Below are 22360 nucleotides of genomic sequence, written 5' to 3'. Positions count from 1 at the left end.
CGGTTCACCAGCTCTCGGGCGGCTCGACGAAGGCCTTGGCCAGCTCCCGCGACAGGCCCATGGCGCGGCGGGCCCAGGTGTGGGTGGCCCCGGCGAGGCCGCAGGTCGGGGTGGCCACGGCGCGCTCGGCCAGGAGGGAGCGGGCGAAGCCGAGCTTGTCGACGAGGTCGAAGGCCGGCTGGGCGAGGGCCTTGAGCGTGGGAGGCTGGGTCGGGTCGACGGTGGGAACGAGGCCGAGGAACAACACGGCGCCGTCGTCCCAGGTCTCGCCGATCTGGTCGAGGACCTCGGCGGAGGCGTTGCGCAGCAGGGTGAGGTCGAAGGCCAGGCCGTCGGCGCCGGCCGATCGCAGCAGGGACAGCGGCGGCTTGTCGGCGCAGCAGTGCACGACGACCGGCTGCCCGCTGGCCCGACGGGCGGCCTCGACGACCGAGCCCAGCAGCTCCCGGGCGTCGGGCTCGGGCACCGGGGCGACGTAGCCGAGCTTGGACGGAGTGGGCAGCATGCCCCTCAGCACGGACGGCAGCATGGGCTCGTCCAGTTGCACCACAACGGATGCGCCCGTTCGCTTGGCGACCTCGGCGACGTGCAGGGCGAGGCCCTCGGACAGCGACGCCGCGAACTCGCGCAGGGCGCCGGGGTCGGTGAGGACCCGGTGGCCGCGGGGCAGCTCGATCAGCGACGCGAGGGTCCACGGGCCGGTGAGCTGGACCTTGACGACCGGTGGCTTGGCGTTCTCGACGGCGTCCTGGAAGGCGTCGAGGTCGAAGCGCATGAAGTCGACGGCCCGGCGGTGGTCGTGGCCGGGGCGGGAGGCGACCCGGTAACCGGACGGCACCACCTCGACGGCGAGGTCGACGAGCAGGCCGGCGGTGCGGCCGATCATGTCCGCGCCGACGCCCCGTGACGGGAGTTCGGCCAGGTGGGGCAGGTCGGGCAGCTCGCCGACGATGACACGGTCGGCTTCGCCGGGATCGGTTCCGGGCAGCGAGCCGATGCCGGTCGCGACGGCGGTCGCCCAGGGTGAGTTCTGCACGGTCAGCAATCCTTCGCCATCTGGTGAACTCCTCGAAAAAGGTCTAGACCCATTGACGTTGTGGTCTAGGCCACTTACCTTCGGAATGCGACGTGAACCCACGGGGCCACCCGCCGCGTAAAGCGGAGGGTCGCCCCCAGTGGGCGACAGCCGTGGTGTGGGGGCGTGACGCGCCCTCGCCCCCACACCACCCCGCTGCGCGTGCACCACTCTCCGCTCCCCTGCCGCAGAGAGGCCCTGACCATGCGCTCCTCCGTCCTGCTCGCCGCCGCCCTGATGATCATCTCGGGGACGGTCGCGGCCGCCCCGGCAACGGCGGCTCCCGCCTACCCAGCCTGTCAGCACTTCTACACGGGTCCCATCCCGGACCGCCCGGTGACCGGCGGACACGGCCCCGGCACCCTCGTCCCGCCGGTGAACGTCAGCGACCGGCTCCCCGCCCCGTCCGGCGTCAGCGGCGGGGCCTCCGGCAGCACCGTCACCTTCACGTTCAAGCGGGTGGCCGGCGCGGTCGCCTACCGGGCCTTCCGCAACGGCCAGGCCCTCCAGTGGATCAGCGACTGGGGCCAGCCCACGCTCACGGTGACCGACAGCAATCCCTGCCAGAACGCGAACTACCAGCTCTACGCCATGAGCGACGCCTCGGGCTCGGAGCCGTCGATCGGCCAGATCTCCACCTCCTACCGCGTCGGCACGGACGGCAAGCTCGCGCCGTGGTCGCTGCCGAAGGGCACGGTCCTCAACTACCGGGTCACCTCCTACAACGACACCGGTCAGACCGCGCTGGGCTACCTGGCCGGCTCGGGCTTCTGCGCCGTCGACGCCCGCAACATCCCGTGGGGCACCAGGTTCACCGTCCCCGGCTACGGCAGCTGCTATGCGGCTGACATCGGCAGCTGGATCAAGGACGACATCGTGGACGTGTGGCTGCCGGGCAACCAGGCCGACAACTGGGGCATCCAGCGGCTGAACCTGGTGGTGAGCTGATGCGGGCCCGGATGCTTGTCGCACTGGCCGCCGCTTTGCCGGTGGTCGGGCTGTTCGTGGCGGCCGGGCTGACCGAGGCGGCGACGCCGGCCGGCGCGGTGATCTCCACCGACTCGAACTGGGGCAGCGGCTACCAGGAGAAGGTGACGATCACCGCCGGCAGCACGGCGATCACGGGCTGGAAGGTCGAGTTCGACCTGCCGGCTGGGTCGACCATGGGCTCCTACTGGGACGCCGTGAACACGCCCAGCGCACAGCACCAGGTGTTCACCAACCGTGAGTACAACGGTTCGCTGGCCGCGGGCGCGAGTGCGAGCTTCGGCTTCCTGGTCAGCGGATCGGGCCAGCCGACCAACTGCAAGCTGAACGGCCAGCCCTGCGGCGGCGGGAGCACCCCGCCGAGCAGCACGACCACAACCACCACAACGACGACGACCACCACGACCACAACGGGCACCCCGCCGCCGACCGGGGCGAAGTTCTCGCCGTACATCGACATCACGGCGGCCACGCCGACGCTGGCCGACGTGGCCCGGGCGACGGGCCAGAAGAACTTCAACCTGGCCTTCGCGCTGGCCGACTCGACCGGCTGCAACGTGTCGTGGGGCGGCACGATTCCGCTCAACGACGCCAGGATCATCGGCGAGGTCAACGACCTGAAGGCCCTCGGCGGCGCGGTGACGGTCTCCACCGGCGGCGCGGCTGGACCGTACCTGGAGAACACCTGTGGCTCGGTGGCCGCGCTGACGGCGGCGTACGAGAAGGCCCTCGACGCGGTCGGCAGCAACAGCCTGGACGTGGACATCGAGGCGTCCATCCCGACCGCCACGGTCAACCAGGCCCTGCTGGCGGTGCAGCGCGCTCGCGGCACCACCGTCAGCTACACGCTGCGGGTGCAGGGCCAGGACTACGGCATCGACCCGTTCTCGGTGTCGATCCTCCAGGACGCCGCCAGCCGGGGCCTGAACGTCCTGGTCAACCCGATGGTCATGGACTTCGGCTACACCGGCGACTGGGGCCAGGCCATGGTCTCGGTGGCCAACGCCACCCTGGGCCAGATGCGCTCGATCTGGCCGTCCACATCGGACGCTCAGCTCAGGGCGATGATCGGCCTGACCCCGATGATCGGCGTGAACGACAGCGGCATGGTGACGACCAAGGCGGCGGCCCAGGCGGTGCTGAGCTTCGCTCAGTCCAACCACATCGGACGGTTGGCCTTCTGGTCGGTCGGCCGCGACAACGGCAACTGCCCCAGCGGCGGCGTCTCCCCGTCGTGCAGCGGCATCTCGCAGGGCCTGTACGACTTCGTCAACCTCTACAAGGGCTACAACGGCTGACATGTCAGGAAGGGCCCCTTACTGACGTTGAACGTCAGTAAGGGGCCCTTCCTGACGTTCAACGTCAGGATCGGTCCCTTGATCTTGGTCAGGAGCCGAAGAGGCGGGACAGGGCTTCGCGGGCGGAGGCGTCCTGGGCGGCGAGGCCGTTGAGGACCTCGGCGAACACCGAGAGCCACTCGTCGACGCCGACCGGGCGGCGGCTGATGACCACGCCCCGGACCACCTGGCGGATCTCGGCCTCGACGCCGCCGTGCTTGCCGGCGCGGAGTTCGAGGTGCTTGTCGGGGGTGCGCACGACGACCGACACGGCCTGGCCCCGGCCGAAGAGGCCGCGCTTGCGCTCCACCTCGACCATGCCGGCGGGCAGGGCGTCGCCGAGGGTCTCGGTCAGGACGCGGGTGTACGACTCGACATCGGCGCGGTCGGCCTTCAACGCCGCGACGACGAGGTGGGTGTCCCACATGTTGTCGGCCATCAGTCCACCAACGGCAGCACGAGCTGCGGCTTGGCGATGGTGTGGTCGGCCCGCAGCGGCTTGACGGCGGTGCCGATGGCGAAGAACTCGGTGGTGTGCCCGCCCCACCGGTGCGGCAGCGACAGCAGCTGCACGCCGACGATGCCCTCGGCCTGCAACGCCTCGGCCTCGGCCTGCATGCGGCTCATGGCCAGCTCCCGCGCGTCGTAGAGCGCCTCGGTGAACTGCGGGATCTCCACGTTCTGCCCCACGTTGCCCATCGCCTGCCAGAACCGCTGGTGGGCCACGTGGTAGACGCAGGTGCCCATGACCATGCCCAGCGGCGCGTAGCCGGCCTGCACCAGGGTCCAGAAGTCCTGCCCGGACAGATCGGACGTGAAGGGCTTGCCGGTGTTGTTGCGCCACTGCCCGGGCTCGTCGGCCTTGACGGCGGTGTCGACGGCGATGAACTCGGCCAGGTCGCTGCCGAACTCCTTGAACTCGATCTCCAGCCGGACCCCGACGATGCCGTCGGCGCCGAGCACGTCGGCCTCGGCCTCCATGCGGGTCATGGCCAGCTCGCGGGCGTGGTACATGGCGTTGGACAGGACCTCGAGCTCCTGGTTCTTGCTCCATCGGCCGAACTGGAAGCCGACGTGGTAGATGCTGGAGCCCAACACCATGCCCAACGGCCGGAAGCCGGCCTCGCGCACCAGCAGGAACTCGTTGACGCTCAGGTCCGAGGTGAACAGCGAGGTCTTCTGGCCGGGTTTCATCTCGGCCAGTCGACGCATGGCGTCCTCGGGAATCCCGTCGACGGTGGTCATCTCACTCCCCCTGCCGACGCAGCGGCATGACGGTCAGCGTGCGGGCCGGGGCGGCGGCACCCCGGTGGAACTTGGCGATGGCGGTGCCGTAGACGGAGGCGAGCGCGGCCACGATCTGCTCGCCGGGCTCCCAGGTGGACAGTGACATCCGGTTCACGATGCCGCCCTCGGCGCCGGCCTTGCGCACCATGTCGTGGAACCGGGTCCGGGCATCGGCCCGCACATGATTGATCAGCCGGGTGTACGAGCCGACCTCGATGTTGCCGGCGTACAGCGCGGTCTGGGCCTGGGTGGCGACGCCGGTGTAGACGGCGTTGGCCGCGCCGGCCCACTCGACCTGCACCGGCGCCCAGCCGGCCAGCATCAGCTTGGCCACGTCGCTGCCGGACAGGTCGGTGGTGAACAGCGCCTTCGGCCGGGTCGTGGACTGGGCTCGGACGGCGGTGCCCATGGCCAGGAACTCCTCGGCCTGGCCCAGCGAGCTCAGGCTCAGCCGGATGTCGACGACGCCGTCCGCGCCGAGCGCCCGGGCCTCCGCACGCAGCCGCTCCAGCGCCGTGTTGTAGCCGGTGTCCAGTGCCTGGAGGTACGGCCTGGCGAACGAGCTGGCGTTGTAGCCGTATCCCGGCGCGTACGTCTGGTAGCGGGAGACGGTGTTGAGCACGACGCAGCCCATCACCTCGCCCACCGGCTCCAGCCCGACCGCCTTGATGCCGGCGGCCGAGGGCGCGGACAACAGCGAGGTGCGCACGCCGGAGCGTTTGGCCCTGTTCAGTCGCTCGACGGCGGCCGGGGGCAACCCGTGCATCGATGACCTCCTCGTCTGACCACCATCGTGTCACTGACGGGCGTTTGGGCAACGTGATCCAGCAGACTGTGCCGATGCTGATCGTCTCCGATGTCCTGGTCGCCCTGGTTGCCCTGATTCACCTCTACATCCTCGTCCTGGAGATGTTCCTGTGGACGGCGCCGCGCACGAGGGCCGCCTTCGGCGTGTCCGCCGAGCTCGCCGAGCAGACCAAGGCGCTCGCGGCCAACCAGGGCCTGTACAACGGCTTCCTGGCCGCCGGCCTGATCTGGGGCCTCATCGGCAGCCGGCCGGCCGAGATCTTCTTCCTGTGCTGCGTGATCGTCGCCGGCCTGTACGGCGCCGCGACCGCCACCAAGCGCATCCTGTTGGTCCAGGTGCTGCCGGGGGCGCTGGCCCTGCTGTTCGTTCTCCTGGCCGGTTGAGCACGTTCGGCGCTGGCACAGCCGCCCGGTCCCGGTCGATACTGCCGGGGGGACGACGAGGGGGTGGCTGGCGGTGCTGGTGCGGCCGGCGGAGTGGGCCATCCGGCGGCTGCCGTCCGCGCTGATCGCGTTCACCGTGGTGGTGGAGCTGGTGGCGGTGGTGCTGCCGTTCCTCTTACCCGGGCGGCCCCCGACCGGCGGCGACTGGCTGCGTTTCGGGGTGCTGCTCGTGGTCGGTGTCGCGCAGGCCGAGCTGTCCCGGCGGACGGAGCGGATGCGGCGCTTCCTGGCCAGCACCGTGCACGTGAACATGACCTCGGTGTGGATCTTCGCCGGGGCGGTGGACCTGCCGCTGGGGCTGGCCGTCACGCTGACCGTGGTGATCTTCGCCCATCTGTGGGAGCGGATCTGGCGGCAGCTGGCCAGCCGGCCCGCGCACCGGGTCATCTACACCGCCACCACCGTGGTGCTGTCGGTCCTTCCGGTGCACCCCGTGATGTCGGCGGTCACCGGTGCCCTTCCCCATCTCGACCCGGACCTTCGCGGCCTGGTCGCCATCGCGGCGGCCATGGCCGCTTTTTTCGTCACCAACAGCGCGCTCGTGACCATCGCGCTGAAGCTGCGCTACCCGGACCTCACCATCCGGGAGCTGTTCGGCGGCTGGGACGTCAACGCGCTGGAGCTGGCCACGCTGTGCCTGGGCGGCCTGACCGCGATCGTCCTGATGGCCCACGTCTACCTGGTGCCGCTGGTGGTGCTGCCGATCGTGGTGCTGCACCGGGGTGTCCTGATGCGACAGTTCCAGGAGGCGGCGACCACCGACCACAAGACGGGCGTGCTGAACTCGGTGGCCTGGCACGACGCGGCCGCCCGTGAGCTGGACCGGGGCAGCGAGTTCGGCGTGCTGATGATCGACCTGGACCATTTCAAGCTGGTCAACGACACGCACGGGCACCTGGTCGGCGACGTGGTGCTGCGCGAGGTGGCGGACACCCTGTGCGACCAGGTCCGCGACGTGGACGCGGTGGGCCGTTTCGGCGGCGAGGAGTTCGTGGTGCTGTTACCCGGGGCCGCGCTGACCGACGCGATCCGCGTCGCGGAACGGATCCGGACCGCCATCGCGGACCTGACCGTGACCGATGGCAGCGCAGCCGTGTCGGCGCTGTCGGCGTCCATCGGCGTGTCGGTGCACCCGATGGCCGGCGCGGTGCTGGAGCAGGTGCTGCTGGCCGCGGATTCCGCCCTGTACGAGGCGAAACGCGGTGGCCGCAACCGCGTGGTCAGCCTGCTCGACCCGGCGTGAGCAGTCCGACCAGCTCCGCCACCAGCCTTTGTGGACGTTTGCGGTGCACCACGAAGATCTCCCGCTGCGGACGGGCTCCGGGCAGGGCCCGCACGGCCAACCGCTCGCTGTCCACGTCCCGCAACAGGGTCTGCGGCACGAGCGAGATGCCGAGGCCGGCGGCCACCAGGGCCAGCGTCACCTCGTAGTCCCCCGTCTCGTAGGCCACGTGCGGGCGGATGTCGGCCTGGGAGAACAGAAGTTCCAGGCAGACCCGGTTCGGCACGCCGTGCGCGCCGGAGATCCAGTCCTCGTGTTTGAGGTCCCGCAGGCCGATCTTGCCGCCGGCCATGGCGTGCCCGGCCGGCAGCACCAGCCGCAGCGGGTCGGCCAGCAGCCGGCTGCGGTGCAAACCGTTGTCGGGCGGCAGGTTGATGCCCGGATACCGGTGCGTGATGAGCACGTCCAGGTCTCGTGAGGTGACCAGGCCGTAGCCTCCGGGCGGCTCGATGTCCACGAGGGACAGTCGGGCCCGCGGGTGCCGTTCCCGAAGCGCGGCAAGGGCTTCCGGCACGAGGGCCTTGCCGGCCGAGGAGAAGGTCCCGATGGCCAGGGACTCCGGTTCGGCCTCGATCGAGGCCTGCACGGCCCGTTCGGCATCACGGAGCTCGCCCAGCACGCGTTCGCCGTGGCGCAGCAGGACTTCGCCCTGCGCGGTCAGGGTGACGCCGGTCGGGCCGCGCTCGACCAGCCGGCAGCCCAGTTCGCGTTCCAGCTTGGCCAGCTGCTGCGACAGCGCCGACGGCGTGAAGGCCAGCCGGGCCGCCGCCGCGGTGATGGAGCCGGCGTGCCCGATCTCCACGAGCACCCGCAGCCGGGCCGGGTCAAGCATTAAGCGCTCCTAAAGTCGCCTCTGAAATCCTCGCTGGTGATTATGACTCGCGCCCGCCATGGTTGGCCTTATGACGACGTTCGTGGGCCTGCCGACCGCCGCCGACGTAGCCGCCGCGGCCGTCACGATCCGTTCGCACGCCCGGCGCACGCCCCTGCTGCGCACGGTGCTGCGCGGCCGGCCGGTGCTGTTCAAGCTCGAACATCTCCAGCTCGGCGGCTCTTTCAAGCTGCGCGGCGCGATCAACGCGCTGTCCTGCGTCGATCATCCGGCCCGGGTGGTGACGGCGTCCGGCGGCAACCACGGGCTGGCCGTGGCCACCGCCGCCACGCTGCTCGGCGTCCCCGCGACCGTGTACGTGCCGCGGACGGCCCCGGAGTCCAAGACCCGGCGCATCGAGGCGACCGGGGCCCAGCTGATCCGTCACGGCGCGAACTACGCCGAGGCCGCCGCGGCCGCCCTGGCCGCGGTGACGTCACAGGACGTGTACCTACCGGCCTACGACCACCCCGACGTCATCGCCGGCCAGGGCACTGTGGGCGCCGAGATCGTCGCCGACGCGCCCGAGGTGGACGCCGTCGTGGTCGCCGTCGGCGGTGGCGGCTTGGCGGCCGGCACCGCGCTGGGCATCGGCGACCGCACGACCGTGGCCGTGGAAACCGAGGGCTGCAACGCCTTGAACGCGGCGCTGAAGGCCGGTCACCCCGTCGACACCGACGTCGACTCCATCGCCGCCTCCGCCCTCGGGGCGACCCGGGTCGGCGACCTTCCGTTCGCGGTCCTCAACTCGCCCCGCACCCTGTCCGTGCTCGTCTCCGACGCGGAACTGCTTGTCGCGCAAGAGCTTCTGTGGGAGGAGTACCGGCTGGCGGTCGAGCCCGCGGCCGCGGCGCCGCTCGCGGCCTGGCTCGCCGGACGGGTGCCGGCGGAGCTGCCGTGCATCGTGCTGTGCGGCGCCAACAGCGCGTGGATTACGGAACGGTGACCGTGACGGTGAAGGCCTGCATGGCCTGACAGCTCATGCCGCCCGGTGGTGCCGGCGACGGACACACGGGCCGGCTCGACGTGAGCTTCGCGGTTCCCTTGTGCCGCGCCATGAAGTCGGCCTGGGTGCCGCTGATCGGCGGTGAGCCGGTGAGCAGCAGCACGTCCACCGCGTCGGAGTCACTGGTGATGGCCGTCCAGTGCCCCTTGCCGTCGTCCGGCAGCTTGACGGTGAACTTGTCGCCGGCCGCCACGCACACCGTCTGTCCGTTGTCCGCCATGGAAAGCTCGTGCGGCGACGGACACGGTTTCGGTGTGCCGCTCGTCGGCGGCGGCTGGGGTGGCGACTCCGGCGGCACGCGCGAGCCGCAGCCGGCGACGAGGATCGCTGACATCGCTAGAACCACAAAGGCTGCCCGCATGTCACCAGGACGGTGCGGGCAGCCCCTGAGGTTGCATCAACGCGGCGGCAGCGCTACTTGAGCGTTCCAGCCGTGAGACCGGCCTGGACCTGACGCTGGAACAGCACGTAGATCACCAGCATCGGCAGCATGGCGATGGTCATGCCGGCGAACAGGCCCGACCAGTCGGACTTGTAGCCCTGCGTGACCGCCAGGTTGAGCAGGCCCTCCGCGAGCACCGAGTGGTCGGAGTCGAAGCTGGACTGCTGCTGGAGCAGCACCAACGGCAGCAGGTACTGGTTCCACTGGCCGATGACGTTGAAGATGCCGATGCTGATCAGGCCCGGGCGGGCCATCGGCAGCATCACCTTGGAGAACAGCGTCGTGTGCGATGCCCCGTCCAGCAGCCCGGCCTCCGCGATCTCCGTGGGGAGCGTGCGGAAGAACGAGTGCAGGAAGAACACCGTGAACGGCAGCGAGAACGCCACGTACACCAGGATCAGCCCGGCGTAGGAGTTCAGCCCGATGTACGGGCCGATCACCGGGATCGTGCCGAGATTGCCGACGATCTTGAACAGCGGCACCAGGGCCAGGAAGATCGGCAGCGTCAGCCCGGCGACGAACGCGTAGTAGATGACCCTGTTGCCCGGGAACGAGTACCGGGCCAGCACGTAGGCCGCCATCGACCCGACCACCATGGTGATCGTGACGCCGCCGGCCAGCACGATCACCGTGTTCACGAAGAACGTGCCGATGTGCCCGCTGTTCCAGGCCCGCCCGAAGTTGTCGAACTGCGGCGAGGCCGGCAGCGACCACGGGCTGGACAGGATCTCCTTGTCCGTCTTGAGCGAGGACATCACCGCCCACAGCAGGGGCAGCACCACCATCGCCGCCCACAGCAGCAGGAAGCCCTGCGAGAAGAAGTTCACCACGCCGAACTGGCCGCGTGGCGGTTTGGCCTGCTCCGGCTGCCCCTCGGGCGCCGTCGGCGCGGCCGTGACGAGCTGGGTCATGTCGACAGCCTCCCTCAGAACTCGATGCGGTCGCGTCGGGTGATCCGCAGCTGCACGATGGCCAGCAGCAGCGAGAACACCGCCAGGGCAACGCCCATCGCGCAGGCAAGGCCGAACTTGCCCTGGGTGAACGCGGTTCGGTACAGCACGTTGGAGATCAGCTCGCTGGCGTGGTCGGGACCGCCACCGCCGGAGTCCGGGGTGAGGCCGGTGACCAGGGCGAAGCCGTCCAGCGCGATGAAACCGAGGTACACCCAGGCCACCGAGATGTTCTCCCACAGCAGCGGCAGCGTGATGCGGAAGAAGGTCGGCCCGCGGCTGGCGCCGTCGAGCAGCGCCGCCTCGTAGATCTCCTTGGGGATCGACTGCATGGCCGCCGAGAACAGCACCATGTAGAAGCCGACCCCGCTCCACACCATGACGCCGAGCAGGCACCACAGCACCAGGTCCGGCGAGTTGAACCACTGCACCGGCTTGTTCGGGTCGACCAGGCCGAGCGCGATCAGCAACCCGTTGAGCAGGCCGCGCCCGTCGGTGCGGAACACCGACTGGAACAGCACCACGATGATCGCGACCGACAGCACCTGCGGGAAGAACAGCACGACCTTGTACACGCTGGAGCCACGCACACCGCGGATGCCCGCGCTGTCCCCGCGCCCACCGACATTGAGCATGAACGCGAGGAACAGCGCGAGCAGGATCGTCACCACGGGCATCAGCACCAGCAGGAACGCGTTGTGCAGCACCGCTTTCAGGAAGATGTCGTCCTGGAGCAGCCGCACGTAGTTGCCGACGCCGATGAAGTTCTGCGTGTTGGAGAAACCGCCCCAGTCCGTGAACGAGTAGAACACCGTCTGCACGAACGGCGAGACGACGTAGATCACGTACAGCACAACGGGCACGAACAGGAAGCCCGCGATGAAGGGCAGACGGCGAAATTTCATCAGCTACTTGTCCCGGTGGAACTTCTGGATCGAGCTGTCGGCGGCGACCTTGTCCGCGGCGGCCTGGACCTTGTCGATCCACTGGTCGGCGGTGAAGCGGCCGGCCATCAGCTCGCCGGTGGCCGCCTCCCACTCGTTGATCATCGTCGGGTACCAGTCGGTGACCGAGCGGTAGTGCAGCAGGTTGTCACCGGCCGCCGTCGCCGCCTTGTTGACCGAGGTCAGCGCGGTCGAGTTGGTCACGCTGTCGGCCGAGCCCTTGACGATGGACAGCGAGCTGGTGGCCTGCGCGAAGTTGCGGGCCGCGTCCTTGCTCAGCATGATGCGCAGGAACTCCAGGCCGCCGGCCTGGTTCTTGGCCTTGGCCGGCACGATGAACGGCTCGCCGGCCTCGGCACGCAGCGTGCCGTAGGGCTTGGCGTCCTTGTCGGTCAGGTCGGGCATCGGCAGCAGCGTCATCTCGGTGCCGGCCGGGGTCGTCTTGCGCATCTCGTTCTCGAGCCAGCTGCCGCAGGGCAGGAACGCGGCCTTGCCGTCGAGGAACGCCTGCTGCGACTCGATGTGCGTCATGCCCTCGGTGCCCGGCAGCATCCAGCCGTTGTGCACCATCTCCAGCACGGCGTTGAGCGAGGCCTTGACCGCGTCCACCCGCCAGGCGTTGGGCTTGAGGTTGTCGATGTCGATCAGGACCTGGTCGCCGCCGACCTTGCCGACCCAGTCCATGATCGGCACACCCATGTAGTACGGGTACTTGCCGGCGTGGGCCCACGGCGCGATGCCGGCCGCCTTGATCTGCGGAGCGAGCGTCTTGAACTCGGCCCACGTCTTGGGCGGGGTCCAGTTCTTCTCCTTGAAGACCTTGGCGTTGTACCAGAGGCCGTACACGGTGTAGCCGTAGTTGAGCAGGTACACCTTGCCGTTGTAGGTGCCGACGTCGAGCACGCCCGGCAGCAGGGTGTCCTTGACCTTGACCTTGGGGTCGTCGTAGCTGGCCGCGTCCAGCAGCGGCTGCAGGTCGGTCAGCGCGTTGCTGTTGACCAGCGTGCCGGCCTTGATCTGGTTGTCGCCGGAGTCGTCGATCACGTCCGGCGGGGTGCCGTTGGCGAACCGCGGCTGGAGCGTGTCGGAGATCTTCTGGGTGGCCTTGAACGCCGCCTGCGACTTCGGGAACGCCTTCGAGTACAGACCGATGTCGTACTTGGCGTAGTCCTGGCCGAAGCCGCCGTCGAAGATGACGACGTCGAGCGGAGCGTCCTCGGCGACACCGAACGGGTTGGTCGGGCTCACGGTGCCGGACGGGCCGGCGGCGCTGCCCCCGCCACCCGCGCACGCGCTGAGCACTCCGGCCGCGGGGCCGGCCAGCACCGCGAGCGCCGCGGCCCGCTGGATGAGCTGGCGTCGGGTGAATTCGGAACCCGATGAGTTAGGCATCTAGATCTTCCCCCTGCTGGTCAGGTGGACGGTTGGTCCTGGTTGAACCGGCCCCGACCGGTCCAGACCAGTGACCGTAACGCTCCTCACACTCCGGCGGGAGCACCTTGCTCCAGTGACTTACACATCGTGACTCTCCTGTGTCCGATCGTCCGTTTCGGCGTCCGTTCGGCGGATGCGGCGAACGATTGCCACTTTTTCGTCGCGGGATGCCCGTGCGGGCGTGTTGGATGGGACGCATGGAGTCGGACGAGGAGTGGATCGCACGGCTGCGGCGCACGGCACTGCGGGACGCCGAGGAGATCGCGCCCAGGCCGTCCTTCCCCGTGTTCGGCCTGGCCGAGCCGGAGCTCGGTCTCGGCGTGCTGACCTCGCTGAGCGACTCCTCGGCCGAGGAGATCACGCTCGCCTACGGCGACCCGCTGTCCCAGGACGGGCCCCACCTGTCGATCAACAGCGCGCTGCCGGTCGACGAGGAGGACACGGGCGCGCTGCGGCGGATGCTGGACGACGAGCACAACCGGATCGTCGACCACGCCGGCGTCGAGGACCCCGACGACGTGCCGGCCGAGCTCTCCCACACCATCACCACCGTCGACGAGGTCGAGCTCACCGGCCCCATCTACCGGGAGGGCCCGCTGTGGACCGCCCGGTTCACCGTCGCCGACGTCGTGGTGACCGTGGTCGCCCGCGGCGTCGCCCCCACGGCCCTGCGCCTGGTCACCGTCGGTGACCTGCGGCCGTACCTCGAACGGCGCAGCGAGTGGATCGCCCGGCTGATCGAGGCCCACCGCCGCCGCCCCGTGCCCGAGCTGCCGCACGCCGACGGCCTCGACGTCTACCGGCTGCTGATCGCCGAGCTGCTCGGCTTCCAGACCCGGCACCGCGAGGCCGCCCGGGAGGGCCGGCTGCCCCGCCGCCGCGTCGGCGACGGCCGGCTGTACGGGCCGATGTGGCAGCGGGCCGTTCGGGAGCTGGAGCGGACCGGGCGCCTGTCCCGCGAGGCCGCCAACCGGACCGTGACCTCCATGGTCAACCAGCTCACCCGCCTGTCCGACCGGGCCGACTGGTTCGGCGACAAGCGCCTGGCCGACCTGGCCGTCGACGAGACCATTCGCTACGCCGTGCTCAACCAGCCGGTATCCAGCCGGGACGCCCAGCTGGCGTGGGAGCGGGTGACCCTGGACGGGCGGCCCGAGGACACCAAGGTGTGGCTGGAGACGTGGGACAAGTGGGCTACGGCGTGAGCCGGTGGACCAGGACTGGCACGGGTCGGACGCTGTCCCCCGCCTGGAGCTTCGCGCCGGTCTCCCCGGTGCGGGACCGGTAGTCCGGCTCGTCGATCACCCGCCGGATCACCGCGGTGCCGGCCCCGGCGTGGTGCACCTCGGCGGCCCAGCGAGGACCGGTCGGTCATGGCCGCCGGGAAGTCGCCGGTGGGTTCCACCGCGCGAGGCGAACGCGACGATCACCAGCGTGCTCATCGCACGGCCCGGGCCGAGGCGAGCCGGTCCACCAGCTTCACCACGGGGCCGCAGCCGTCCTCGTCCTGGATCCGCTCGCTGAGCTGCCGGGTTCGGGCCCGGTAGGACGGGTCGTCGATCGCCCGTCGGATCGCCGTGGCCAGCCGGTCGACGTCCAGCTTCTGGTAGCGGATCGAGTCCGGCGAGGCGCCCAGTTTCACCAGCCGCGGGCCCCAGAAGTGCTGGTCCACGAACAGCGGCACGGTCACCGCCGGGGTGCCCGACCACAGCCCGAGCGCCGTCGTGCCCGCGCCGCCGTGGTGCACCAGGGCCGCCATCTGTGGGAACAGCCAGTCGAAATCGACGTGACCGACGCCGATCATGTCGTCGCCGTCGACCTCCAGCCCGGACACGACGGCCCGGACTCCGGCCTTGCGGGCGATCTCCTGGGTGAGCTCCGCCAGCCGGCCGCCCTGGTTGGAACTCCCGCTGCCGTAACCGAAGTACACCGGCGGCGGGCCGTCCGCGAGGAAGTCTCGCAGTTGCTCCGGCAGCTCCCATTCCGTTTGCAGACGGGGAAACCAGTAACCGGTGACGTCCAGCCCGGGCCGCCAGTCCCGGGGCCTCGGCACCACGTGCTCGCTGAAGCCGTGCAGGATCGGCCATTGCCGCTGGTTCTGCTCGCGGCGAGTGGCCCCGGCCTTCACCGACGGCAGCCCGAGCTCGTGGCGGATCTCGTTGACACCGTTGAGAAAGATGCGTTCGCCCAGATCGACGGCCCGGTAGACCAGGCGGTTGCCCCAGCGACCGCATCGGCAGCGCCGGCGGCGGGAAGTCGCCCGTCGGGGCGCCCGGGCTCAGGAACGTGCCGGCCGTGGGAATGCCCAGGCCCAGGCCCACGTGATAGGCCAGCCCCACCGCGCCGATGCCCGACAGGATGACGTCCGCGTCCCGGGCCGCGTCGATCAGCGGCCGGCCCACCTGGCGCAGCGACTCCACCATCTCCGGCAGCAGCGCCTTGACCGTGCGGTGGTTGTGGCCCTCTTCGAAGTACTGCTTGAACGCCTTGCTCTGCGCCCCCGTCTCCGGGTCGCCCGGCAGGTGCCGGAACTCCAGGCCCGCGCCCTCGACCAGGTCCCGGAACGCGTCCTGGGCGGCGATCACCACCCGGTGTCCGGCCCGCTGCAGCCGGTTTCCCACTCCCGTGAACGGCACCACGTCTCCTCTGGTGCCCAGCGCCGCGATCAGTACCGTGCTCATGGTTCCCCCTTTTTCGTGGCCAGATCGAAGATCGTGACGACCTGCTCGATGTAGCCGGTCACGTCGAAGTCCTTGTCTCGTGAGGTCTGCAGCACCGCGCCCTCGATCGACTGCCGCAGGGCCGTGGTCATCGCCGGCACCGGGAAGTCCCGGAACTCGCCGGTCCGCTGGCCCAGCACGAAGATCGCCGACGGGTCCAACTCGGTCAGCTCCTGCTCCGGCGGCTCGGCCATGAACCGCTCCAGCAGCATCTCGTCCACGCGTTTGCCCTGCGGCGAGCGGTAGCTGGTGAAGATGTCGAACAGGGCCAGCGCTTGGCTGCGGTGGTCGTCGATGAACCGCCCGTTCTGCCGGGTGTAGGTCGCCAGCTTGTCCCGCGCCGTCTCCTGCGCCCGCACCGCCGGCACCAGATACGTCGCCGCCGCACGGAAGTTGTCCATCGCCAGCGTGTAGACCAGCTCTTCCTTGCCCGCGAAGTGGTAGAGCACCACGCTCTTCGCCACCCCCGCCCGCTCCGCGATCTTGCTCAGCGACGCCTGCGGGTAGCCCACCTCGGCGATCAGCTCCACCGCACAGGCCACCAACTGCGCCCGCCTCGCCCGCTCGGTGAACGTCCGACCACCCGATTCATCTTTAGACCGCACGGTCAGACCCTAGACCGCCCGGTCGAAATCCTCCAGGGTTAGCCACGAAAGGACGCACCCGCCAACCCCCGCGAGTCACGCTCTCCGGCACACCGAAATACGGTTTCGGGCACACCGTCAGCGGGACGACGAAGGGGCCGCCGAGCTGGCGGTATCAGTCGAGGTCACCAGGCTTGCCGCCGGCGATTGGCGGGCTTGGTGGAGGAAGCGGGTGGGCAGGAGCCTGTACGCCATGCATGGCAGCGGGCGGGCCGGAGTCGCAGGCAGAGGGAACCGGCCGGGCCGGCGGAGCGAAAGGGCAGGCTCGGGGCGAACGGCGGCGCGGAAGTCGTCACTCAGTTGCCTGAGAGCGGGACTCGCGGTTAGTCGAGGTGGAAGACCTCTTCGAGCGGTTTCATGGCTTCGTCGGGACGGGAGCCGTCGAGGGCGATGAAGAACTCGGACATCTCGGCCTGCCAGCGGGCGTTGACCTCGCGGGCCTCCATGCCGGCGCGGGCGGCGTCGAAGTCGTCAGTCTCGAGGTAGCCGACGAGGAGGCCGTCAGGGGCGAGGAAGAGGGAGTAGTTGCCCCAGCCGGTGTCCTGCAACGCCTGGCGCATCTCGGGCCAGACGGAGGCGTGGCGCTCGCGGTACTCGTCGAGGCGGTCGGGGCGGACGCGCAGGAGGAAGCAGACGCGGCGCATCAACGGGTCCCGGTGATGGTGGCGCTGCACAAGACGACGTCGTCGCGGTACAGCACGACGGCCTGGCCTGGGGCGACGCCGCGAAGGGGCTCGCGGAGGGTCACGGCGACGGAGCCGTCGACGATCTCGGCAACGCACGGGGCAAGGCCGCCATGAGCCCGGACCTGGGCAGTGCACTCGACCAAACCGGACCACGGAAGGTGAACCACGGGGCGGGAAGCGTCGATGCCGGCGACGGAGAGCTGCTCGGCGGAGCCGACGCGGACGGTGCCGCTGACGGGCTCCAGGGACAACACGTAGCGGGGCCGGCCGTCGGGGGCGGGGGCCTCGATGCCGAGACCGTGCCGCTGACCGACGGTGAAGCCGTGCACGCCGGTGTGCCGGCCGAGCACCGCGCCGGTCTCGGCGTCGACCAGCGAGCCGGCCTGCTCGCCGAGGCGCTTGGTGAGGAAGGAGCGGGTGTCGCCGTCGGGGATGAAGCAGATGTCGTGGCTGTCGGGCTTGGCGGCGACGGCGAGGCCACGGGCGGAGGCCTCCAGCCGGACCTGCTCCTTGATGGTGTCGCCGAGCGGGAACATGGCGTGCGCCAACTGGTCCTCGGTCAGCGAGGCCAGGACGTACGACTGGTCCTTGCCGATGTCGACGGAGCGACGCAGCTCAGGGTGTCCATCCACAGTGGACAGCTGGGCGTAGTGCCCGGTGCAGACGGCGTCGAAACCGAGCGCGATGGCCTTGTCCAGCAGGGCCTCGAACTTGATCTTCTCGTTGCAGCGCAGGCACGGGTTGGGCGTCCGCCCGGCGGCGTACTCGGCGACGAAGTCCTCGATCACGTCCTCGGTGAACCGCTCCGCGAAGTCCCAGACGTAGAAGGGAATCCCGAGCACGTCGGCGGCGCGGCGGGCGTCATGGGCGTCCTCGACGGTGCAACAGCCGCGAGCCCCGGTGCGCAGGGTGCCGGGCTTGGCCGACAACGCCAGGTGCACGCCGACGACCTCGTGCCCGGCCTCCACGGCCCGCGCCGCGGCCACGGCGGAGTCCACGCCGCCGCTCATCGCCGCCAAAACCCGCATCGTCACATCCTCACCGAAGCCGAAGCCGAAGAACCCGACCGTCGCCGCATGCCGGCGATACCCGCGTTGCGGGCCCGCTCCACCGCCGGCCCGATCGCATCCGCAAGGGCGGCAACGTCTTCGGCGGTGGACGTGTGCCCGAGCGAGAAGCGCAGCGAGCCACGGGCGGCCGCCGGTTCCACGCCCATGGCCAGCAGCACGTGGCTGGGCTGGGCGACGCCGGCCGTGCAGGCGGAGCCGGTGGAACACTCGATTCCCTTGGCGTCCAACAACATCAGCAGGCTGTCGCCCTCGCAGCCGGGGAACGTGAAGTGCGCGTTGCCGGGCAGCCGGTCCACCGGGTCGCCGTTGAGCACCGCGTCGGGCACGGCCTTGAAGACCGCCGCCACCAGCTCGTCACGCAACGCCCGCACCCGCGCCGAGTCGTCCTCGACGGAGGCCCGCACGGCCGCCGCGAGGCCGATGATCGCCGGCCCGTTCAACGTCCCGGAGTGCACGTCCCGCTCCTGCCCGCCACCGTGCAGCAGGGGCGTGCACTTGACGTCCCGCTTGAGCAGCAGCGCGCCGACCCCGTACGGACCGCCGAGCTTGTGCCCGGTCAACGTCAGCGCGGACGCGCCGGACTCGGCGAAGTTCACCGGCACCGACCCGACCGCCTGCACGGCGTCGGTGTGCAGCGGCACCCCGCGCGAGGCGGCGATCTCGGCCAGCTCACGGATCGGGTTGACGGTGCCGACCTCGTTGTTGGCCCACATCACCGTCACGAGACCAACACTGTCGTCCAACGCCTCGGCCAGCACGGAAGGCCGCACGCGGCCGACGGAGTCGACCTCCAGCCACCCCACGGCGTCCGGGCCGAGCCACTGCACGGCGTCCAGCACGGCGTGGTGCTCCACGGTCGAGGCCAGCACGCGAGGCAGCGACCGCGCCCAGTAGATGCCCTTGACGGCCAGGTTGTCGCTCTCGGTCCCGCCGGCGGTGAAGATCACCTCGGACGGGCGGGCGCCCAGCGCGTCGGCGATGTCCTCCCGGGCCTCCTCGACGGCCCGGCGCGCCCGGCGGCCGGAGGTGTGCAGCGACGAGGCGTTGCCCAGAGTGGACAACGCCTCGGTCATCGCCGCCACGGCCTGCGGGAGCATGGGAGTGGTGGCGGCATGGTCGAGATAAGCCATCGCGGGACCAAGAGTAGCCCGTCCGCGTGACGGTTCACGAATTGCTTGCGGCCCGCCGCGCCAACACCAGCGCCCCGAACAGCGTGCACGCGGCCAGCACGGCGTTGAGCGGCGACCAGCCCAGGGTCGGCCCCAGCTGCGCCACCAGCACGCCGCCGAGCCCGACGAACAGGGACTGCCCGAACAGGTCGGACAGCTGCAGCGCGGCCGAGTTGAAGCCCCGGTCCTGGTCCGACGACAGCTTGAGCACCAGCACGGACACGCTGGACACGGCCAGCCCCATGCCCATGCCGGCGAACACCCAGGCCACCGCGGCCAGCCACGGCGGCCCCCAGACGGGTGCGACGAACGTCACCACGACCAGGCCCAGCGTGATGAGCACGAAGCCCCGCCGCATCAGCAGCGGCCGGGGGAGGTCCGGGTGCCGGCCCTGCCACCACGACGCGCCCGACCAGCCCAGCGCCGCGATGGTCAGCGGGACGCCGGCCAGCGCCGGCGAGAAGCCGTGCACCCGCTGCAACACCAGCGGCAGGAAGATCTGGCTGCCGAAGAACGCCCCGGACAGCAGGGCCCGGGCCAGAATCACGCTGGGCAGCCCGGCGCGGACGGTCAGGGTGCCCTTGGGCAGCAGCACGCGCAGCGCCGGCACGATCACGGCCAGAGCCACCACGACCACAGCGAGGCCGACGAGGCTGGGGTTGTCGCCGGCCCAGCTCAGCACCGCCAGCCCGACCGCGGCGCCGATCGCGGCCAGGGTCAGCCCACGCCGGGGCACACCCGATGCCGCCGGTTGGAACGCCGGCAGCCGCCGCAGCACGATCGTCACCAGCACCCAGCCGATCACCACCAGCGGGGCCAGGCCGAGGAAGATCCAGCGCCAGTTCAGGTACTGCGTGACCAGGCCGGCGATGGTCGGCCCGATCAGCGACGGAATCACCCACGCCGCGGACAGCGCCGCGAACGCCACCGGCCGGTCCCGTTCCGGGAACACCAGCGCGATCAGCACGTACAGCGCGACGACCTGCGCCCCGCCGCCGACGCCCTGCAACGCCCGGCCGATCAACAGCTGGGTCATCTCCTGCGCGCTGCCGGCCACCACCAGGCCCAGCGCGAACAGCAGCGGGCCGATCAGCAGCACCAGCGCCGGCCCACGGCGGTCGCACAGCCGGCCACCCACCACGTTCCCCACCACCGAGGTGGCCAGGAACATGGTGAACGGCCACGAGTACAGCGACTCCCCGTGCAGGTCATGCACCAGCGTCGGCAGCGCCGTGCTCACGCCCATCTGCTCGAATGCGGCCAGCGTCACCAGCAGCAGCAAGCCGGTGGTGGCTGCTCGACGGTCCGGCGCCCACAGCACGCTCGGCTTACGCGTCGTCTCCCCTACAGCGGTCACCGCACTACTCTGCAACCTCAAGCGCGCTGAAAGTCCAGTTCCTTGTGCAAAGCAACTGTCGTGCCGAGCGCGGCGGCCACTTCGGCCTCGGCGAGGAGAGCCAGCTCACGTCGGGTGTCGGCGCGGCCGGGGGCGATTTCCGGCAGCACGTGCACCTCGACGACCAGGCCGCGGAGCCTGAGCACCCGTCGCATGGCCGTGACCAGGTCCTCGGTTCCGACAAATGCGGCAGGACGGGCGGTCGTGCCGTCGGCGACGCGGTAGCGGATGGCCACCGGGCGCACGGGAACGCCGGCGTCCAAGGCGGACTGGAGCAGCGCCGGGCGGAACCGCCCGGACGAGATGCCGCACCACGTGGTGCCCTCGGGATTGGTGCCGATGGCCAGACCGGCCCGCAACGCCTCGCTCAGGTCGGAAACCGTGCTCGGCAGTCGGGACAGCCGCTCGCGGTCGATGAACACCGAGCCGGCCGCGGAGATCAGGCCGCCGAGCAGCGGCCAGCCCTTGATGTCCTGCTTGGCCACCATGGCCATCGGCTGCACGGCGTTGAGCACCAGCGAGTCCAGCCAGGACACGTGGTTGCTGACCACCAGCACGCCACGGCCGGGCGTGGCCTGGAACTTGGGCTCGCCGTGCAGCTCGATGCGCACACCGAAACCCCGCACCAGGGAGGCGAACCAGCGGCGCACGGCGTGCCGGGTGTTGGCCCGCAGCACCGGCTTCGCCGCGACGACCAGCAGGCCGCACAGCAGCACCGTCAACGCCGACAGCACCCGCAGCGTCACGCGCACGGCCGACACCCGGCGGAACGTGCCGCCGGTGACGCAGCTCGGGCCGCAGGGCGACTGCGGCATCCAGGCGTGTGCGCTCACTGCGGCACCTCGCTGGCGCTCGGTGTCCGCGTTCGCGGACGCTCTGCGTTGAATGATTCGCTCGCAAGCTCGCTCATGCCGTCTGCCCGAGGAAGAACTTGAGGTAGCGCTGGTCGACCCGGTCCATGGACAGCAGCACGAACAGGTCGGCGACGCCGAAGTCCGGGTCGTGCGCGGGACGCCCGCAGACCCAGGTGCCCAGCCGCAGGTAGCCCTTGAGCAGCGGCGGCATCACCGTGCGCGGCGCGGCTTCCACCGACTCGGGGTGCCACGGGTTGAGCGGCGTGACCCGGTACTCCGGGGGCGCGAGGTGCTTGGCCGACACGGTGTTCCACACGCCGGCGGCGAACGAGCCGCCGTCGGCCAGCGGCACGGAGGCGCAGCCGGCCAGCCACTTGTGGCCGGACAGCAGCATGTAGCGGGCGATGCCGGCCCACACCAGGCCGACCACCGAGCCGTTGCGGTGGTCCGGGTGCACGCAGGAGCGACCCGTCTCGACCAGCGCCGGCCGCAGCGCGGACAGGTTGCGCAGGTCGAACTCGGTCTCGGAATACAGGCCGCCGTCGGCGTGCTCAGGCGGCAGCATCCGGTAGGTGCCGACGATCTCGCCGCTCTCGTCGTCCCGGACGACCAGGTGGTCGCAGCGCTCATCGAACTCGTCGGCGTCGACGCCGTCGGCGATGGAATGCAGCGTGGCGCCCATTTCCTCGGCGAACACCAGGTGCCGCAGCCGTTGCGCGGCGCGCACCTCCTCGTTGTCACGGGCGACGAGGAGCGAGTAACGAGGCGTGCCCGGAGCCGTTTCCGGGCTGCTGACCAGCAGTTGCGACCGCGTCATGCCTTCTGGTGTACCCGGGTCGCCCCCTACTGCGAAGGGGATGTCCGTTTACGTGAAAATGACGCTTGCACTAATTGCCGGTCCATGTGAATTCAGCGTGAAGCCGATATGAATCGGGGGCGGTTCCCACGTTAATGG

At 70.4% G+C, this 22360-nt stretch carries 24 protein-coding genes and 1 pseudogene; 6 read left to right on the top strand and 19 right to left on the bottom strand.

Features of this window, described 5'->3' with window-relative positions:
* Nucleotides 1-4: 4 nt before the first annotated feature.
* Nucleotides 5-1036 carry a methionine synthase gene (locus KUTG_RS33765; RefSeq protein WP_043731527.1) on the bottom strand — a complete coding sequence of 344 codons (1032 nt, stop codon included), beginning with the start codon at nt 1034-1036 and terminating at the stop codon, nt 5-7.
* A gap of 243 nt (nt 1037-1279) precedes the next feature.
* Here KUTG_RS33765 and KUTG_RS33760 point away from each other — a divergent pair, with 243 nt between their 5' ends.
* Entirely contained in the window at nt 1280-2023 is a 744-nt protein-coding gene (locus KUTG_RS33760; RefSeq protein WP_043722621.1) for a 3D domain-containing protein, read from the top strand.
* Nucleotides 2023-3360, top strand: coding sequence for a cellulose binding domain-containing protein (locus KUTG_RS33755; RefSeq protein WP_043722619.1), 1338 nt, complete (start codon nt 2023-2025; stop codon nt 3358-3360). Before KUTG_RS33760 ends, KUTG_RS33755 begins: the two co-directional genes overlap by 1 nt.
* A gap of 88 nt (nt 3361-3448) precedes the next feature.
* On the opposite strand, the gene KUTG_RS33750 is transcribed toward KUTG_RS33755, so the two are convergent.
* From KUTG_RS33750 to KUTG_RS33740, 3 genes are read right to left on the bottom strand one after another with little or no spacing between them, the layout of a single operon-like run.
* The gene (locus KUTG_RS33750) at nt 3449-3838 is read right to left on the bottom strand and encodes a hypothetical protein (RefSeq protein ID WP_043722618.1); all 390 of its coding nucleotides are present in this window, start codon (nt 3836-3838) and stop codon (nt 3449-3451) included.
* Complete coding sequence (locus KUTG_RS33745; RefSeq protein ID WP_043722616.1) at nt 3838-4644, bottom strand: heavy metal-binding domain-containing protein; 807 nt, start codon at nt 4642-4644, stop codon at nt 3838-3840. Before KUTG_RS33745 ends, KUTG_RS33750 begins: the two co-directional genes overlap by 1 nt.
* A 1-nt stretch (nt 4645) precedes the next feature.
* Entirely contained in the window at nt 4646-5452 is an 807-nt protein-coding gene (locus KUTG_RS33740; RefSeq protein WP_043722614.1) for a heavy metal-binding domain-containing protein, read from the bottom strand.
* Nucleotides 5453-5526: 74 nt separating this feature from the next.
* Here KUTG_RS33740 and KUTG_RS33735 point away from each other — a divergent pair, with 74 nt between their 5' ends.
* On the top strand, nt 5527-5877 hold the full coding sequence (locus KUTG_RS33735; RefSeq protein WP_043731524.1) for a DUF1304 domain-containing protein: 351 nt from the start codon (nt 5527-5529) through the stop codon (nt 5875-5877).
* A 73-nt stretch (nt 5878-5950) separates the two neighbouring features.
* Nucleotides 5951-7180 carry a GGDEF domain-containing protein gene (locus KUTG_RS33730; RefSeq protein ID WP_232241104.1) on the top strand — a complete coding sequence of 410 codons (1230 nt, stop codon included), beginning with the start codon at nt 5951-5953 and terminating at the stop codon, nt 7178-7180.
* On the opposite strand, the gene KUTG_RS33725 is transcribed toward KUTG_RS33730, so the two are convergent.
* Nucleotides 7158-8051: a LysR family transcriptional regulator gene (locus KUTG_RS33725; RefSeq protein ID WP_043722612.1), complete on the bottom strand. Its 894-nt coding sequence runs from the start codon at nt 8049-8051 to the stop codon at nt 7158-7160. The two genes, KUTG_RS33730 and KUTG_RS33725, sit on opposite strands and share 23 nt — an antisense overlap.
* A gap of 70 nt (nt 8052-8121) precedes the next feature.
* Between KUTG_RS33725 and KUTG_RS33720 the strand changes: the two genes are divergently transcribed.
* The gene (locus KUTG_RS33720) at nt 8122-9036 is read left to right on the top strand and encodes a serine/threonine dehydratase (RefSeq protein WP_198047392.1); all 915 of its coding nucleotides are present in this window, start codon (nt 8122-8124) and stop codon (nt 9034-9036) included.
* Here the strand turns inward: KUTG_RS33720 and KUTG_RS33715 are convergent.
* From KUTG_RS33715 to ngcE, 4 genes are all read right to left on the bottom strand, one after another.
* On the bottom strand, nt 9023-9316 hold the full coding sequence (locus KUTG_RS33715; protein WP_198047391.1) for a hypothetical protein: 294 nt from the start codon (nt 9314-9316) through the stop codon (nt 9023-9025). The two genes, KUTG_RS33720 and KUTG_RS33715, sit on opposite strands and share 14 nt — an antisense overlap.
* A gap of 194 nt (nt 9317-9510) precedes the next feature.
* Nucleotides 9511-10449, bottom strand: a complete 939-nt coding sequence (locus tag KUTG_RS33710) for a carbohydrate ABC transporter permease (protein WP_043722606.1) — start codon at nt 10447-10449, stop codon at nt 9511-9513.
* A 14-nt stretch (nt 10450-10463) separates the two neighbouring features.
* Entirely contained in the window at nt 10464-11393 is a 930-nt protein-coding gene (locus tag KUTG_RS33705) for a carbohydrate ABC transporter permease (RefSeq protein WP_043722604.1), read from the bottom strand.
* Nucleotides 11394-11396: 3 nt separating this feature from the next.
* On the bottom strand, nt 11397-12824 hold the full coding sequence (gene ngcE, locus KUTG_RS33700) for an N-acetylglucosamine/diacetylchitobiose ABC transporter substrate-binding protein (RefSeq protein ID WP_043722602.1): 1428 nt from the start codon (nt 12822-12824) through the stop codon (nt 11397-11399).
* A 239-nt stretch (nt 12825-13063) separates the two neighbouring features.
* On the opposite strand from ngcE, the gene KUTG_RS33695 reads away from it, so the two are divergent.
* Complete coding sequence (locus tag KUTG_RS33695) at nt 13064-14071, top strand: hypothetical protein (RefSeq protein ID WP_157494928.1); 1008 nt, start codon at nt 13064-13066, stop codon at nt 14069-14071.
* Here the strand turns inward: KUTG_RS33695 and KUTG_RS59245 are convergent.
* The 10 genes and pseudogenes from KUTG_RS59245 to KUTG_RS33655 all read right to left on the bottom strand — a co-directional run bounded on the left by KUTG_RS59245 (nt 14061) and on the right by KUTG_RS33655 (nt 22222).
* Entirely contained in the window at nt 14061-14210 is a 150-nt protein-coding gene (locus KUTG_RS59245; protein ID WP_157494927.1) for a hypothetical protein, read from the bottom strand. The two genes, KUTG_RS33695 and KUTG_RS59245, sit on opposite strands and share 11 nt — an antisense overlap.
* A 94-nt stretch (nt 14211-14304) precedes the next feature.
* On the bottom strand, nt 14305-14994 hold the full coding sequence (locus KUTG_RS56875; RefSeq protein WP_052395705.1) for a glycosyltransferase: 690 nt from the start codon (nt 14992-14994) through the stop codon (nt 14305-14307).
* 313 nt (nt 14995-15307) lie between these two features.
* Nucleotides 15308-15547: pseudogene (locus KUTG_RS56870) on the bottom strand (glycosyltransferase); the annotation flags it as partial.
* Nucleotides 15544-16191 (bottom strand): TetR/AcrR family transcriptional regulator, encoded by a 648-nt coding sequence (locus tag KUTG_RS33685; protein ID WP_043722597.1) that lies wholly within the window; start codon nt 16189-16191, stop codon nt 15544-15546. The gene KUTG_RS33685 and the pseudogene KUTG_RS56870, both read right to left, overlap by 4 nt.
* 362 nt (nt 16192-16553) lie before the next feature.
* Nucleotides 16554-16874, bottom strand: coding sequence for an L-rhamnose mutarotase (locus KUTG_RS33680; protein ID WP_043722595.1), 321 nt, complete (start codon nt 16872-16874; stop codon nt 16554-16556).
* Nucleotides 16874-17944: a tRNA 2-thiouridine(34) synthase MnmA gene (gene mnmA, locus KUTG_RS33675; protein ID WP_043722594.1), complete on the bottom strand. Its 1071-nt coding sequence runs from the start codon at nt 17942-17944 to the stop codon at nt 16874-16876. Before mnmA ends, KUTG_RS33680 begins: the two co-directional genes overlap by 1 nt.
* A 2-nt stretch (nt 17945-17946) precedes the next feature.
* Nucleotides 17947-19116, bottom strand: coding sequence for a cysteine desulfurase family protein (locus tag KUTG_RS33670; protein WP_043722591.1), 1170 nt, complete (start codon nt 19114-19116; stop codon nt 17947-17949).
* Between the two features lie 34 nt (nt 19117-19150).
* Nucleotides 19151-20512, bottom strand: a complete 1362-nt coding sequence (locus KUTG_RS33665; protein WP_043722590.1) for an MFS transporter — start codon at nt 20510-20512, stop codon at nt 19151-19153.
* Between the two features lie 17 nt (nt 20513-20529).
* Nucleotides 20530-21384, bottom strand: a complete 855-nt coding sequence (locus tag KUTG_RS33660) for a lysophospholipid acyltransferase family protein (RefSeq protein WP_052395703.1) — start codon at nt 21382-21384, stop codon at nt 20530-20532.
* Between the two features lie 73 nt (nt 21385-21457).
* Nucleotides 21458-22222 (bottom strand): GNAT family N-acetyltransferase, encoded by a 765-nt coding sequence (locus KUTG_RS33655; protein WP_043722587.1) that lies wholly within the window; start codon nt 22220-22222, stop codon nt 21458-21460.
* Nucleotides 22223-22360: the final 138 nt, after the last annotated feature.

This window comes from Kutzneria sp. 744, assembly GCF_000568255.1.
Classification (GTDB): Bacteria; Actinomycetota; Actinomycetes; order Mycobacteriales; family Pseudonocardiaceae; genus Kutzneria.
Note: the sequence above shows the minus strand (reverse complement) of the source record. Positions and strands in the feature narration are given on the sequence as shown.

What these genes read in the sequence shown, in the direction of transcription:
- KUTG_RS33760 (WP_043722621.1), top strand. Translation starts at nt 1,280, where the DNA reads ATGCGCTCCTCCGTCCTGCTCGCCGCCGCCCTGATGATCATCTCGGGG.
- KUTG_RS33755 (WP_043722619.1), top strand. Translation starts at nt 2,023, where the DNA reads ATGCGGGCCCGGATGCTTGTCGCACTGGCCGCCGCTTTGCCGGTGGTC.
- KUTG_RS33750 (WP_043722618.1), bottom strand. Translation starts at nt 3,838, where the DNA reads ATGGCCGACAACATGTGGGACACCCACCTCGTCGTCGCGGCGTTGAAG.
- KUTG_RS33745 (WP_043722616.1), bottom strand. Translation starts at nt 4,644, where the DNA reads ATGACCACCGTCGACGGGATTCCCGAGGACGCCATGCGTCGACTGGCC.
- KUTG_RS33740 (WP_043722614.1), bottom strand. Translation starts at nt 5,452, where the DNA reads ATGCACGGGTTGCCCCCGGCCGCCGTCGAGCGACTGAACAGGGCCAAA.
- KUTG_RS33735 (WP_043731524.1), top strand. Translation starts at nt 5,527, where the DNA reads ATGCTGATCGTCTCCGATGTCCTGGTCGCCCTGGTTGCCCTGATTCAC.
- KUTG_RS33725 (WP_043722612.1), bottom strand. Translation starts at nt 8,051, where the DNA reads ATGCTTGACCCGGCCCGGCTGCGGGTGCTCGTGGAGATCGGGCACGCC.
- KUTG_RS33720 (WP_198047392.1), top strand. Translation starts at nt 8,122, where the DNA reads ATGACGACGTTCGTGGGCCTGCCGACCGCCGCCGACGTAGCCGCCGCG.
- KUTG_RS33715 (WP_198047391.1), bottom strand. Translation starts at nt 9,316, where the DNA reads ATGGCGGACAACGGACAGACGGTGTGCGTGGCGGCCGGCGACAAGTTC.
- KUTG_RS33710 (WP_043722606.1), bottom strand. Translation starts at nt 10,449, where the DNA reads ATGACCCAGCTCGTCACGGCCGCGCCGACGGCGCCCGAGGGGCAGCCG.
- KUTG_RS33705 (WP_043722604.1), bottom strand. Translation starts at nt 11,393, where the DNA reads ATGAAATTTCGCCGTCTGCCCTTCATCGCGGGCTTCCTGTTCGTGCCC.
- ngcE (WP_043722602.1), bottom strand. Translation starts at nt 12,824, where the DNA reads ATGCCTAACTCATCGGGTTCCGAATTCACCCGACGCCAGCTCATCCAG.
- KUTG_RS33695 (WP_157494928.1), top strand. Translation starts at nt 13,064, where the DNA reads ATGGAGTCGGACGAGGAGTGGATCGCACGGCTGCGGCGCACGGCACTG.
- KUTG_RS33680 (WP_043722595.1), bottom strand. Translation starts at nt 16,874, where the DNA reads ATGCGCCGCGTCTGCTTCCTCCTGCGCGTCCGCCCCGACCGCCTCGAC.
- mnmA (WP_043722594.1), bottom strand. Translation starts at nt 17,944, where the DNA reads ATGCGGGTTTTGGCGGCGATGAGCGGCGGCGTGGACTCCGCCGTGGCC.
- KUTG_RS33670 (WP_043722591.1), bottom strand. Translation starts at nt 19,116, where the DNA reads ATGGCTTATCTCGACCATGCCGCCACCACTCCCATGCTCCCGCAGGCC.
- KUTG_RS33655 (WP_043722587.1), bottom strand. Translation starts at nt 22,222, where the DNA reads ATGACGCGGTCGCAACTGCTGGTCAGCAGCCCGGAAACGGCTCCGGGC.